Genomic DNA, 13,842 nt, shown 5'->3' on the forward strand with positions numbered 1-13,842 from the left:
TACTATCAGTACACACATCAGGGAGGACTAATATGACAGGAAATAAAAATGACTTACTAGTAGAAAAACGTGAAGAGCTATTGAAAGTATTACAAGCTCGTTTTGAGGAAAACATGAACCGTCATGAAGGTCTTGAATGGGCTAAAGTTGAAGCGAAGCTGACTACTAATAATGAAAAATTGTGGTCACTTAACGAAATGGAAGTAACTGGCGGTGAGCCGGATATTGTTGGTTATGATGAAGAAAAGGACGAATATACTTTCTATGATTGTTCAAAGGAGAGTCCTAAAGGCCGCAGGAGTCTTTGTTATGATCTTGAAGCGTTAGAATCAAGAAAAAAACATAAACCAGAAAATAACGTTATTGATGTTGCAAATGCTATGGGCATTGAACTATTAACTGAAGAACAATATCGGGAATTGCAAAAACTTGGGGATTTCGACATGAAATCATCAAGCTGGGTGCAAACACCTTCAGATATTCGAGAACTCGGTGGTGCTCTATTTTGCGATTATCGCTTCGGACATGTTTTCGTGTACCACAATGGAGCAGACTCTTACTATGCTGCCAGAGGTTTTCGTGGCTCGTTAAAAGTTTAAATTAGGATAAATAAGAAAAAGAGCCTATACTCAGGCTCTTTTTCTTATTTATATTTTAAAAGTAAACTGTTACTACGCAGTTTTACTTAATTTATATGTTCCGTGGTTGTTTTTACGGAAAAGTTTAGGTAAAACATAGCCATCTAATCCAATACGTCCAGCGTTCTGCCCTGCAACTAAAATGAACATAGTCAAAATAAGCAGGTTTGGGTTTACACTAACAGTTCCACTTAATAAAAATGAAAGATTCATTATGATTCCGAAAAATGCAGCTGTTTTTGTTAATCCGCCTAAAATTAAACCTAGACCTACTAAAATTTCTCCCCATTGAACTAAAAAGCTAAATAGGTCTGCGTTTGGAAGGACAAAATGTTGAAGAAAATCTGCCCACCAACTTTGTACTGCAGGGTGGTCACCTGATGCTTGAGCAATAGCACCCTTTAGAAAACCACTTGCGTCAAAAGATTGTCCGAAGACTTTGCCTATCCCAGCAGCGAGCCATGTATATCCTATGTAAAGACGTAAAAGTAATAATATGAAAGTAGCACGTTTATCAGTTCTTAAAAAATTGATAATCATTGAAATCCCTCCAATATTGTATTTACAAGTTTATTATATATTCAATGTGAAAAGATTCACAATGAAGAGAATGTGAACAAGGATAGGTTGTGAGTAATTGTTTTATTTTTTGTAACATTTTATCTGTTTTGGTAAACTAAGAATAGAGATATATGTAAAGGGGACAAAGACTTAATATGTGGATGAAATTGTAATGATTAGAAATTAGATAGATGAATTTTTCTCTCATAAGTGAGGGTTTATTTAGCTATCTGTAAATCATTCAAGGACTGCATATTTGGCTTGTACATCCCTTTTGTAAGGATAGATGCCTATTTTATGTATCTGTCTTTTTTTGTGGGAAATTTTATATCTCTTATATAAAGTATGCGCCCTTTAAACTTGGAGGAGTATATGATGAATCAATTAAAAAATAAAGTAGCAGTTGTTACAGGGGTAAGTGGTCTAGATGGTATTGGGGCAGCGATTTGTAAAGAATTAGCTGAAGCAGGATACGATATATTTTTTACCTATTGGACAGCTTACGATAAAGAGATGCCTTGGGGCGTTGATAAAAATGAACAAATACAATTAAAAGAAGAGCTATTGCAAAGCGGTGTTAGAGTATCGAGCATGGAGTTAGATTTAAGTCGGAATGATGCACCGAAAGAGCTTATAAATAAAGTTACTGAACAATTAGGGTACCCTTATATATTAATTAATAATGCAGCGTACTCTACGAATAATGATTTCTCTACGTTGACTGCTGAAGAATTAGATAAGCATTACATGGTAAATATCCGTGCGACTACATTGTTAAGTAGTCAATTTGCCCGGGGATTTGATAAGAAATCTGGTGGTAGAATTGTTAATATTACTTCGGGGCAATTTCAAGGTCCTATGGCAGGAGAACTAGCTTATGCGACAACGAAGGGAGCTATTGATGCTCTTACTAGTACGTTGTCAGCAGAGGTAGCTCATTTAGGCATAACAGTGAATGCAATTAATCCAGGACCAACCGATACAGGATGGATGACTGAAGAGATAAAACAAGGGTTAAAGCCGATGTTTCCTTTCGGCAGAATTGGTGAGCCAAAGGATACAGCTAGACTCATTAAATTTTTAGTAAGTGAAGAAGCTGAGTGGATTACTGGGCAAGTTATTCATTCAGAAGGTGGATTTAAAAGATAAAAAGAAGGTATCTCACCCTGAGGAGATACCTTCTTTTTTAATCTTTCTTCAGTCTTCGTGCAACACCATTCCCTAAAGACTGTAATCCTTGAACGAGGATAATTAAAATAAAGACAGTTGCATACATTACTTCAGGCTCGTAGCGTAAATGTCCGAAGCGATATGCTAAATCCCCTAGCCCGCCAGCACCTACAAGGCCAGCCATTGCTGTTGCGCCAATTAAGCCAATTGTTGCGATTGTTAATCCGAGTACAAGGGAGGGACGTGCTTCTTTCACCATAACGTGCCAAATGATTTTTATAGTAGAAACGCCCATCGCTTGGTAGGCTTCAATGACACCTCGATCGACTTCTAGTAAAGCTGTCTCCATTAAACGTGCGATATAAGGGGCTGTGAAGACGACAAGCGGTACGATAACACCTTGCACGCCAATGGACGTTCCCATTAGAAACTTTGTAAAAGGTAAAATAAAGAATAATAGAATGATAAATGGAAGAGAGCGAATGATATTAATAATTGTATTAAGAATAGGATAGATGATTTTATTTTCACGCTGCCCACCAGGTCTCGTTAAAACAAGTGTGACGCCAAGTGGCAGTGCAATAAGGATAGAGATGAGTAATGAAATAGATGTCATTTGAAAGGTTTGGATTGTGGCTTCCCATATGACTTTACCCCATTCATCCAAAAAGGGCTTGTTTCCCATAATCTGTTCTACCTCCTTCTACGATGATTCCTTGCTCTTGTAAAAATGATAAAGCACGTTGGATTTCATTTTGTCCCCCTTGCATGTGAACGACTAGTTTCCCATATGCTTCATGTTTTAACTGCGTAATATTACCGGATAAAATATTCGGATACACTTGGAAACGTTTTGTGGCAACGGCTAAGGCAGGTTCCCCTGAAGTAGTGCCAATAAACGAAAGTGTTACAATTTCTCCAGTACTTTGTAGTTCTTTCTGTACCTCTTCTGGAATTTTCGCTGCAAATGCGCTATTTACAAATTTCTTTGTTGTTACATGTTGTGGGTTTGTGAAAATATCTTTTACAGTCCCACTTTCGACTACAGATCCATGTTCCATAACAGCAACGCGGTCACATATACGCTGGATGACATTCATTTCATGTGTAATGAGTAAAATCGTAATTCCGATTTCTTCGTTAATCTTTAATAGCAAATCAAGGATAGAATCGGTTGTTTCTGGATCTAATGCGCTCGTTGCTTCATCACTTAATAACACTTCAGGTTCATGTGATAGCGCACGAGCAATTGCAACACGCTGTTTTTGCCCACCAGAAAGTTCGCTTGGATACGCATCTTTTCGATTAAAAAGATCGACAATGCGTAAATACTTTTCTACTCTTTTTTCAATTTCTGCTTTTGGAATGCCAGTAAGCCGTAACGGTAATGCGATATTTTCATAAACGGTAACAGTTTTAAGTAAATTGAATCCTTGGAAGATCATTCCGATTTTTTGTCTCGCTTTTGCGAGTTCTTTTGTCGATAACGTTGTTAAGTCTTGTTCGTTTACAATGATATTTCCTGTCGTTGGTTTTTCTAATAAATTTACACATCGAATCAATGTACTTTTACCAGCGCCACTATACCCAATGATTCCAAATACCTCGCCTTTTTCTACTTTAAGGGAAGTAGACTTAAGAGCCTCAACATTCCCTTTTTTTGTTGTAAATACTTTGGATATGTTTTTTAATTCAATCATTATCGTCAGCTCCTACCAAGATGGTAAAACTGAACCATCAAATTTTTTCTCGATAAACTTTTTTACTTCTTTAGATTGATAAGCTTTCTTTAATTTGTTTACAACAGCATCATCTTTATTTTCAGTACGAACAACGACCCAGTTCACATATGGTGAATCTTTTCCTTCGCGGAAAATAGAATCTTTCGCCGGACTTAATTTTGCACCTAATGCAAAGTTTGTGTTAATTGCAGCTGCTTTCACTTCACTTAGTTGCGTTGGTAATTGAGATGCCTCTAATTCGACAATCTTTAATTTTTTGGGATTTTCAATTACATCTTTTGCAGTCGCTTTTTCTGTAGCCTTTGGATCAACTTTTAAAACCCCTGCTTTTTCAAATAATTTTAAAGCTCGAAGTTCATTCGTTGGGTCATTTGGTACAGCAATTGCATCGCCCTCTTTTAAGTCTTTTACATCTTTTATATCTTTAGAATATACGCCCATAGGGAATGTTACTGTTGAAAATACTTCAGCTAATTTCATATTGCGTTCAGCTTTAAATACATCTAAATACGATTTCGTTTGGTAGCTATTTACATCAAGGCTTTTTTCATCTAATGATACGTTTGGCGCTACATAATCATTAAATACTTTTATATCAATTTCGAGACCATCTTTTGCTGCAACTTCTTTTACCTTTTCAAAAATTTGTTCATGTGGTCCACCTGTTACACCGACAGTAATCTTTTTCTCGTCTAATGCTTTTACCTCTTTATCTGAACTCACGCTACATGCGCCTAATAACAATACTGCTCCGCTTACGATGCTTAATAATACCTTTTTCATCTATAAATCCCCCTTCATATACATTCCAAAATAAAAAGCACCTCCCAAAAATAAGAGAGGTGCCGAATAGACGAAATAGATTCCTCTCTTATCTTCCAAAACGAAAACTCGTTTTGCAGGAATTAGCACCTTAGCTTATACGTCATAAGCTCGGTTGCCGGGCATCATCGGGCCAGTCCCTCCGCCACTCTTGATAAGAGTATGTGTATGTAGTTTTGAATATGGTACTAATAGTAAATCGTACAAAAAAAATTGTCAATGGTATTTTCAGAATATATTTTATTTTAAGGTAATCGAAACGTTCCCCTTTTTATGTCCTTTTTCTACATATATATGAGCTTCAGCAATTTCTTCTAATCGGTAAGTTCTATCAATAACAGGTTTTAGCTTTTCTGTTTCAGCTAGTTGTTTTAGTAGGTTCATATCTTCTTTACTGACCTTTGCCATCATTCCGTTCACAGATACATATTTTCCATTAGGCATTAATGCATCTGTACAAAGAGACTTTTTATATTTTCCAACTGCATCAAATATAATATCGTAGTGCTCGCCCTGCTTAGTAAAATCTTCTTTCATATAATCAATTACGTTGTCTGCCCCTAAAGCTGTTACTAAATCGAAATTCGAACTACTACAAATGGCTGTGACAGTCGCCCCGAAGTATTTAGCAAGTTGTACGGCAGCTGTCCCTACTGACCCAGAGGCGCCGTATATAAGTACTCGTTGTCCTTTTTTAATCTGTCCTTTTCTAAGGAAGTGCAATGCTGAAGTTCCGCCAAAAGGAATAACAGCAGCTTCTTCATATGTCACATTGGTAGGTTTTAATGCTATTAATCCACTTTCATGCACGCATGTGTATTCCGCATAACCACCAAGGTTTAGTTCTGTTAATGCAAAAACTTGATCTCCTTTTTTAAATTGTGTTACATCTGTTCCAATGTCTTCGATTTCACCGGATAACTCTACGCCAAGTATAGGTTTTCTCGGTTTTCTGAAACCTAATATGATCCGCATAGGAATCCAAAATAAGAGGGGGCTATTAAAGCCACGTATTCTACAATCTCCAGTCGATACACTTGTTGCGTGAATTTTAACTAATACTTCATTTTTTTTAGGTTTAGGCTTTTCTACATTTTGAAGCTGGAGAACATTAGGTGGTCCGTACTTTGTACAAATAATCGCTTTCATAATGACCTCCTGAAATGAGTTGTTATTATTTACATCATATTTAAAATTTTTCTCAAACATGTTGTTATATAGGAAATAAATTTAAAGATAAATATTACGAATTATATAGATTTAATAGGAAAAGAGATGATATTATTTTGGGGAAGGAGGGGACGTTATGAAAAAACTTATTTTAATTTCAAGTTTAGTACTTGCAGTCGGTCTAGGAGTAGGGTGTAGTAATGAGAAAACAAAAAAGACTGATGAACCGAAAAAAGAAGCTGTGCAGAAAGAAAAGGAATTAACAGCGAAGGATGTTTTCAATAAAGCGAATGAAGCTTTTAAAAACGAAGAAAATGTAACGATGACATATGATGTGGGAATAAAGGCTGAAGGAACAGAGATGAATGTAATAAAGGCCAAAATGCAACTAGAGCCGAAGAAAAAAAATTCTCGTTCTGAAATGAATGTTTCTGGTACAGAGGTTGTTGTTTATGATGTGGGTGGCAAAATTGCTGGTCAGTTGAAAAATCCTAATACGGGTGAAGTTATGTCTGTACCAGAGGAACAATTAAATGCTAACGGAATGAACGCGACTCAAGGAATGGTAGATAATTTAGAGATTCCATCGGAAATTTTAAATAAAGTGAAGATGGAGAAAAGTGGAGATAATTATAAGCTGAAGTTTGCATTAAAAGGGCAAGAGACAGAGAGTATGCTAGCTAGTATGGATGAAAAGCAGAAAAAAATGCTACAAGGCCAAAATGCAAAGATAGAAGAAATAGATGGGGAATATATTATTACAAAAGATTTTAAATATGAATCAGCAAAGATAGATATGGTTATGAGTAGCAATGGTGAGGATAAAGCGCACATTATTACGGATGCAAAGTTTACATCGTATGATAAATTTGATCCAATACAATTGCCAGCAGCAAAGTAATCACTGTCAAGAGAGGTACCTGAAAGAACGGGTATCTCTTTTTGTTGCTAATAAGGAGAGTGTCCTTTGAAAAAAAGAAAGATAGCAGTGGTCATTGTCACATATACGGTTTTGCTTGCAACGTCTGTACATACGTATAAAAAACAAATTGATCATCCTATTATGAGTGATGTAGGTAAATTGCTTCCGACAAAAATAAAACGTGTTGAAAGTGCTACGGAAGAGCACTCGTTAATAAAATTAGTGCGAGATGCAAAAGTTTCAGGAGAGAAAATTTCCATTGCAGGCATGCAACATAGCCAAGGAGGACAGACATATTATCCGAATGGCACGATGCTCGATATGAAAGGATATAATAAAATATTAGAATTTGATCCAGAGAAGAAGCGGATTACAGTTCAAAGTGGTGTCACGTGGAATGATATTCAGAAGAAAATAAATCCTTATGGCCTTGCGGTACAGGTCATGCAGTCTCAAAATATTTTTACTGTTGGTGGTTCATTAAGTGTGAATGTACATGGGCGTGATATTCGTCATGAGGCACTAATTGATACAGTAGAGTCATTCAGATTGTTAATGGCAGATGGCACGGTGCGTAATGTAAGTAGAGAAGAAAATGCAGAGTTATTTCCATATGTCATTGGGGGTTACGGTTTATTTGGAGTTATTTTAGATGTGACGCTGAAGTTAACAGATGATGAATTATATGAAATGCACACGAGAATGATAGATTATAAAGAATACGCATCTTATTTCAAAGAGAAAGTGAAAAGAGATGAGAATGTTCGTATGCACTTAGCGCGTATTTCTGTTGCTCCAAATTCATTTTTAAAAGAGATGTATGTGACAAATTATACTTTGGTACAAAATCAAAATATGAGAGAAGAGTACAGTGAATTAAAGGAAGAAAATATTATAGCTGCACCGAAATTTTTACTTGGGTTATCACGTTATAGTGATTGGGGAAAGAATACATTTTGGGATATACAAAGAGGTTATTTTGAACGTACAGATGGAAAGTATGAGACGCGTAATAACGTTATGAGATCAGATAGTGCTTTTATGGAATATGAAAATCCAAATAGGACCGAAGTGTTACAAGAATACTTTGTGCCTATAGATGCTTTCACAGAGTATATAGATGATTTACGTAACGTATTAAATGAAGAAGAGTTTAATTTACTCAACATTACGATTCGTTACGTGGAAAAGAATGAAAATGCAGTTTTGTCCTATGCGAAAGATGATATGTTTGCGCTGGTTCTTTTGATTAACCAGGGACGCTCAGAGAGTGAGATAAAGAAAACAGAGGATGTCATTCGAAAGATGATTGATGTTACTTTAAAGCATAATGGTAGTTACTATTTGCCATATTATTCTTATCCAACGAAAGAGCAGTTAAAGAGGGCATATCCTCGCATTGAAGAATTTCTCAAGAAAAAGAAGGAAGTAGATTCAGAAGAGAGATTTGTGAATTTATTTTATAGGGAGTATACGAAATGACATATAGAAGATTTGTGGCTTCGCAAAGTATCATCATGATGGCAGGAAGTATGGTATTTCCTTTTTATATATTATTGCTTCGAAACGTTGGAAATAGCTTCTCGCAATTTGGCTGGGCGTATGGCTTATTTGCTTTAACATCAGCACTTGTATATCCACTAGTGGGAAAGGTATCTGATCAAGTAGGTGATAAAAAATTATTAATCATATACGCTTGGTCCATGGCAATCTTAATGCTTTGCTTTCCAATTGCCACGGAAGTTTGGCATGTGTATATTCTTCAAATTGTAATGGGTGTTTTAGGTGCTGTGCAGCGTAATACTGAGAAGACTTCGTTAGCACGAAAGGTTGCGCAGGAAAAGGCTGGTTATGAGATTGGAAAATACCATGTGTGGACATCCATTGGCGGAGCAGTAGCGGTTATTGCCACGGGATATTTAGTAGATTTCTTTACGATTGGTACAATTTTTTATATTGCATCTATTCTATATGTAGTGAGCGGGATTGTATTAAGTAGTAAAAAAATATAACTATTCCTATTTTCACCTTAATACCCTTTATTTGTTATACTAAAAGGGAATACAAAAGAAAAGGGGACAGTGCCTTTGATGAAATTTGTAGTTTTAGCTATTCTTACTTTGTTTTTGATTCCATGGACAAGAAGTAGTAGTAAGCTTCGAGCGGTGGATAAGAAGGGAGATAAGAAGGTTGTAAAGGGTAAGAAATCATCTATTTTAGTTATTCCTGTTTTATTTTGGATAGGTATTGCAATCTATGAATACTTTTGGCTAATTGATGATCGAGTAGATTCGATTCTTACTCATTATTCTGTTGCAGTAGCAATTTTAATTGGGCTTGTTTTATTTTCACAAGATCAAATAGGTAAATTAGAAGGTACGTTAAAAGGACTTCTAATGTTTATTTTACTCGCAAGTTACGGTTACTTTGGTTATTTGCACGATATAGTAATCTCGCAAAAGAAATATGATTCTGTTGTTAAGGTAGAGAAAGATATTTCAGAGCCATTTACTGAAAATGACCAGCCGTTTACAGTGCCGCCAAAGACAGCGGAGAATAAGATGAAAAAAGTATTTGGTGATATTCCGAAAGTAGCTTATTTTGAGCTAGGAGAATTAACGCCACAAATGGTAAACGGCGAAGCTTTATATGTAGCGCCGATTGAAGTTTCAGGATTTTTTAAAGCGCGTAAAGCTGAGACAATTCCAGGGTATGTAACGATGTCAGGTACGAATCCTGATGCGGAAGCGAAACTGCACCTCGGTTATAAAATGAAATATGTGCCAAGCATGTTTTTTGGTAATAATTTAGAGCGTGTGGTAAGGCAAGCAGAACCAGATTTAATCTTTAAAGGAAAACCTAAATTTGAGGTTGATGATAAAGGGAAACCATATTATACAATGACGTATGGTGAATTTATTTCAGGAAGATCTGGATTTGAGGTAGAAGGTGTTGTCGTAGTAGACGCACAAACAGGTGAAGTGAAAAGGTATGATAAAGGAAAGGCACCTAAATTTGTTGATGGTGTATTAAATCATGAGACTGCATCTACGTTAAATACGTACTTTGGTAAATATATTCACGGATTTTGGAATACGAAATTTTCGCAAACTGATATGAAGATTCCGACTGAGTGGGGAACGAAAGAAGGCGTGACCCCGATCTTTGGTAAAGATGGAACACTGTATTATTTTACAGACTTTACTTCTCCAAAAGAAGGAGTAGATTCAGCCCTAGGCTATTCATTAGTAGATGCACGCACAGGCGAGCTATATTACTATAATGGAAAAGAAGTAAAGGGGATTATGGATGGTTCAGCAGCTACAGAAGTAGTGGATAATTCCTTTAAGAGAGAGAAATGGCATGGGACAATGCCTGTCATTTATAACGTATACGGTAAACCAGCTTGGATTATTCCGGTTGTTGATGACGGAGGCCTAGTACGTGCACATACAGTTGTTTATGCTGCTAATGCAAAAATATTTGCGACAGGTTCTTCGCAGAAAGAAGCGCTTGAGAATTATAAAAACGTAATGAGCGGTAATGGTGATACCTTTAGACCAACCTCAACAGGAAAAGAAGCGCAAAAAGAAGGTATTGTACAACGTGTATATAAAGAGAAATCAGGTGAAAATACAATCGTGTACGTACTTTTAGAGAATGAACAAAAGGTATTTATGATACCGGTGAAGAAATTCCCGTATGCTATGTTTACAGAAGTAGGAGACCCAATTCAAATTACATATTTAGATACAGGAGAGACGATGGCCTCGGTATCTAAATTTACGAATAGCAATGTTAAAAAGTAAAGCGATAGAATTTCTATCGCTTTTTTTACATTATGAAAGAGGAAAATGCGCTGTACTTGACGTATGTTTATGATGTAACTATAATTGTTACGATTCAGTGTGTATAGGAAAGGGTGAATTGAAAAAGTGAATGAAGTTAATCACGAAATATATAAACCTGTAAAGGCAAACAGGTTATGGATGATTCTTGTATTAGGAACACTTACGGCGATTGGGCCATTATCTATTGATATGTATTTGCCTTCATTACCGAAGTTAACGGATGACTTGCAAACAGGTGCATCCCTAGCGCAGCTTACATTAACAGCTTGTTTGCTTGGGCTGTCAGTAGGACAATTATTTGTTGGCTCAATTAGTGATATTTACGGAAGACGCAAACCACTTATTATTGCTCTTATTATTTACGTTGCTTCTTCTTTACTTTGTGCTGTTGCGCCATCTATTTGGACATTGGTGTTATTGCGCTTCCTACAAGGAGCTTCAGGATCAGCCGGGATTGTTATATCACGTGCAATGGTACGTGATATGTACTCAGGTTCTGAAATGACGAAGTTTTTCTCACTGCTTATGTTAGTAAACGGAGCAGCACCTATTTTGGCACCAATTATTGGAGGGCAATTGTTACAGTTTACAACGTGGCGCGGTGTTTTCATCGTTCTTGGAGCAATTAGCGTATTCATGTTAATCTCAGCTACTTTTGTATTGCGTGAAACATTACCTCCTGAAGAAAGAGAAACGGGTGGTTTGTCAGGGACTTTGGCGACGTACGGAAAATTGTTAAAGGACCGTCTATTTATGGGATATGCATTGTCACAAGGATTAGTAACAGCGGCAATGTTTGCATACATTTCGGGCTCACCATTTGTGTTGCAGAACATATACGGAGCATCACCACAGCAATTTAGTTTATTCTTTGCGATTAACGGCATCGGTATTATTATTGCTAGTCAGGTAACGGGGCGTTTAGCGGGGAAAGTGAATGAGAAGACATTATTTATTGCTGGTATTATTATCGCAGCTGTTGGTGGCCTATCTTTATTACTGACAATCGTACTAGGAATAGGTTTAATTGGTGTTTTATGTTCGTTATTCCTTGTCGTATCAAGTGTCGGGGTTGTATCAACAACTGGGTTCTCATTAGCGATGAGAAATCAGAAACAAGCTGCAGGAACAGCATCAGCTTTATTAGGTTTATTACAGTTTATTTCAGGAGCTCTTGTTGCTCCGCTAGTAGGTATCGGTGGAAGTAATACAGCATTACCGATGGGTGTTGTTATTGCGCTTTGTGAAGTAGGAGCAGTGTTATGTTATCTATTTATGGCCAGAAGAAGTGAGAAGCAGTTTGAACTGCAGCAAAAACAAAATCTAGAGGCTTAACAAAAAAGAACTGATTCAAAGGGAATGTTTGAATCAGTTCTTTTTTTCATTTTTTTGAAATACCTCATACATATTATTCATGATCGTATCATATAAAACAGCAAGTTTATCCCACACCCAGCGATTACTATCGACCTCTTTTTCCCCGCAGTCGATAATATCGGTATGGCCGGTAATTTTATATGCTTTTTTAACGATAATAGGAGTAATTTTCGGTATACGTGGGATTTCTTTTAAGATATCTGCGAAGTTTCCAATGTAGACATGACCGATGATTTCGATTGTTAATGATTTATCCGATATATTTAGCACGGTATGAAATTGATTTGTATGTTGTTGTTTTAAATATTGGGCTAACTTAAATGGAGCATGCTTCTTCTTTAATACGCGGCGAAGGCTCTCTGTATTTTCGATATGAAGTGATTTTTCGCGAATAAGGACACGAATATCTTCTCCCATAAAAGGCGTTGTGTTGTACATAGATGATTCTCCTTAAAAACTTACATATGTTTGCGTTATGCATATGTAAGTCTAGCATGGTTTGTTCTTTATGTGTGCTTACAGTTTTGTAAGGTGATGTAGTAAAGCATTGCAAAAGTTATTTGTATAAAGTGACGATACTGTGACAAACATGTTGGTATATATATTACGATGTCGTCTTAAGTGTAAAAAGTAGGATGTTCTCGGTATAATAACAAGTGGAGATAAAAGAAACTATAATGAGTAGTAGTTGTAGATAAAAGGAGAAGAAGAGATGAAGAAGGTTTTAGGTATTGCTGTAATGGGAAGTATGATCCTTCTAGCAGGATGTGATGGAAATAAAGATACGAAAGAACCGAAAGAAAAGATAGAGCAATCTACAGAACAAACAGAAGAGATGAAAGAATACCGTGCAGTACATGAAAAATACGATATAAAAATGAATAAAGAAATTAATAACGCACTGCAGCTATTTGAAGTGGCAAAGGAAAAGGGCGGTAAGGAAATAACGAAGGCTACATATAAAGAAGATGTGCAAAAGGTAACAACGAGCATGTTAGAAGATATTGATAATATACGTAAAGAAATTCGTGTTCCGAAGTCGAAAGAGCAAGAACATGAGGTATATGTTGGTTTCTTAAATGAATCGGAACAAGCAATGAAAAAATTACAGAAGTTAGCTAAAGAAGAAGATTCATCGTTGATTCGTGATATAGAAATTAATTTTGCAACAGCATCGACATACTATAAACGTTTTCAAGCAGAAACGAAAAAATAACCTTGCCTGTGCAAGGTTATTTTTTCTTCTTGCCATCTCCGTCTTCATCCTCGGATACTAATACCTTCTGTTCTTCGTAAAATTCGGAAATAGTTTGCCCGGTAATATTATCGAAAGGGGTATAAAAAGAAGTAATACTTTTCTTTTTAATAAAGAGTTTATAGAAGCCAATGATGACAAGTATAACGATTGTTAAGGGGAATCCTATAGTAGCAAGAAGTAAGGGGTCCATCTTATAACTCCTTTATCATCATTTCTTTTTATGATAAGCCGAAAACTGTAATTTCGATAAAAGGATTAAAAACTGATTTTTATAAATTTATCCAATTCGATTGACTTTTTAATTTTTCAGAATTATAATTCGAAATATACA

The 13,842-nt window shown here is 36.1% G+C and carries 15 protein-coding genes and 1 riboswitch; of the genes, 8 read left to right on the forward strand and 7 right to left on the reverse strand.

Annotated features, from left to right (window positions below):
- Positions 1-32 precede the first annotated feature (32 nt).
- The gene (locus JFU02_RS20125; protein ID WP_201071513.1) at positions 33-599 is read left to right on the forward strand and encodes a DUF4256 domain-containing protein; all 567 of its coding nucleotides are present in this window, start codon (positions 33-35) and stop codon (positions 597-599) included.
- 72 nt (positions 600-671) lie between these two features.
- Here the strand turns inward: JFU02_RS20125 and JFU02_RS20130 are convergent, their stop codons facing one another.
- Complete coding sequence (locus JFU02_RS20130) at positions 672-1,178, reverse strand: DoxX family membrane protein (protein ID WP_061666749.1); 507 nt, start codon at positions 1,176-1,178, stop codon at positions 672-674.
- 393 nt (positions 1,179-1,571) lie between these two features.
- Between JFU02_RS20130 and JFU02_RS20135 the strand changes: the two genes are divergently transcribed.
- The gene (locus tag JFU02_RS20135) at positions 1,572-2,348 is read left to right on the forward strand and encodes an SDR family oxidoreductase (protein ID WP_201071516.1); all 777 of its coding nucleotides are present in this window, start codon (positions 1,572-1,574) and stop codon (positions 2,346-2,348) included.
- Positions 2,349-2,385: 37 nt separating this feature from the next.
- Here JFU02_RS20135 and JFU02_RS20140 read toward each other — a convergent pair whose 3' ends face one another.
- From JFU02_RS20140 to JFU02_RS20155, 4 genes are all read right to left on the reverse strand, one after another.
- A complete protein-coding gene (locus JFU02_RS20140) occupies positions 2,386-3,054 on the reverse strand; it encodes a methionine ABC transporter permease (RefSeq protein WP_061666747.1) in 669 nt (222 codons plus the stop codon).
- Positions 3,029-4,069 carry a methionine ABC transporter ATP-binding protein gene (locus JFU02_RS20145; RefSeq protein WP_061666746.1) on the reverse strand — a complete coding sequence of 347 codons (1,041 nt, stop codon included), beginning with the start codon at positions 4,067-4,069 and terminating at the stop codon, positions 3,029-3,031. The genes JFU02_RS20140 and JFU02_RS20145 overlap by 26 nt, the downstream gene beginning before the upstream one ends.
- Positions 4,070-4,081: 12 nt before the next feature.
- On the reverse strand, positions 4,082-4,894 hold the full coding sequence (locus tag JFU02_RS20150) for a MetQ/NlpA family ABC transporter substrate-binding protein (RefSeq protein ID WP_061666745.1): 813 nt from the start codon (positions 4,892-4,894) through the stop codon (positions 4,082-4,084).
- An 85-nt stretch (positions 4,895-4,979) separates the two neighbouring features.
- A riboswitch (SAM riboswitch) is annotated at positions 4,980-5,094 on the reverse strand.
- 79 nt (positions 5,095-5,173) lie between these two features.
- On the reverse strand, positions 5,174-6,082 hold the full coding sequence (locus JFU02_RS20155; RefSeq protein WP_061666744.1) for an NAD(P)-dependent alcohol dehydrogenase: 909 nt from the start codon (positions 6,080-6,082) through the stop codon (positions 5,174-5,176).
- 157 nt (positions 6,083-6,239) lie between these two features.
- On the opposite strand from JFU02_RS20155, the gene JFU02_RS20160 reads away from it, so the two are divergent.
- The 5 genes from JFU02_RS20160 (at position 6,240) to JFU02_RS20180 (ending at position 12,211) form a co-directional block, all read left to right on the forward strand.
- A complete protein-coding gene (locus JFU02_RS20160) occupies positions 6,240-7,004 on the forward strand; it encodes a DUF6612 family protein (protein ID WP_000733614.1) in 765 nt (254 codons plus the stop codon).
- A gap of 66 nt (positions 7,005-7,070) precedes the next feature.
- On the forward strand, positions 7,071-8,507 hold the full coding sequence (locus tag JFU02_RS20165) for an FAD-binding oxidoreductase (RefSeq protein WP_061666742.1): 1,437 nt from the start codon (positions 7,071-7,073) through the stop codon (positions 8,505-8,507).
- The gene (locus JFU02_RS20170; RefSeq protein WP_000222367.1) at positions 8,504-9,037 is read left to right on the forward strand and encodes an MFS transporter; all 534 of its coding nucleotides are present in this window, start codon (positions 8,504-8,506) and stop codon (positions 9,035-9,037) included. Before JFU02_RS20165 ends, JFU02_RS20170 begins: the two co-directional genes overlap by 4 nt.
- A 78-nt stretch (positions 9,038-9,115) precedes the next feature.
- On the forward strand, positions 9,116-10,834 hold the full coding sequence (locus tag JFU02_RS20175; protein ID WP_000674041.1) for a DUF3981 domain-containing protein: 1,719 nt from the start codon (positions 9,116-9,118) through the stop codon (positions 10,832-10,834).
- Positions 10,835-10,951: 117 nt separating this feature from the next.
- Complete coding sequence (locus JFU02_RS20180; RefSeq protein ID WP_223285854.1) at positions 10,952-12,211, forward strand: multidrug effflux MFS transporter; 1,260 nt, start codon at positions 10,952-10,954, stop codon at positions 12,209-12,211.
- 33 nt (positions 12,212-12,244) lie between these two features.
- Here the strand turns inward: JFU02_RS20180 and JFU02_RS20185 are convergent, their stop codons facing one another.
- On the reverse strand, positions 12,245-12,691 hold the full coding sequence (locus JFU02_RS20185) for a hypothetical protein (protein WP_000282892.1): 447 nt from the start codon (positions 12,689-12,691) through the stop codon (positions 12,245-12,247).
- A gap of 274 nt (positions 12,692-12,965) precedes the next feature.
- On the opposite strand from JFU02_RS20185, the gene JFU02_RS20190 reads away from it, so the two are divergent.
- Positions 12,966-13,469: a hypothetical protein gene (locus JFU02_RS20190; RefSeq protein ID WP_098316154.1), complete on the forward strand. Its 504-nt coding sequence runs from the start codon at positions 12,966-12,968 to the stop codon at positions 13,467-13,469.
- A gap of 16 nt (positions 13,470-13,485) precedes the next feature.
- On the opposite strand, the gene JFU02_RS20195 is transcribed toward JFU02_RS20190, so the two are convergent.
- Entirely contained in the window at positions 13,486-13,701 is a 216-nt protein-coding gene (locus JFU02_RS20195) for a DUF3951 domain-containing protein (RefSeq protein WP_000371382.1), read from the reverse strand.
- Positions 13,702-13,842 lie beyond the last annotated feature (141 nt).

It is taken from the genome of Bacillus sp. TH13 (assembly GCF_016651175.1).
In the GTDB taxonomy this organism is placed as follows: Bacteria; Bacillota; Bacilli; order Bacillales; family Bacillaceae_G; genus Bacillus_A; species Bacillus_A thuringiensis_S.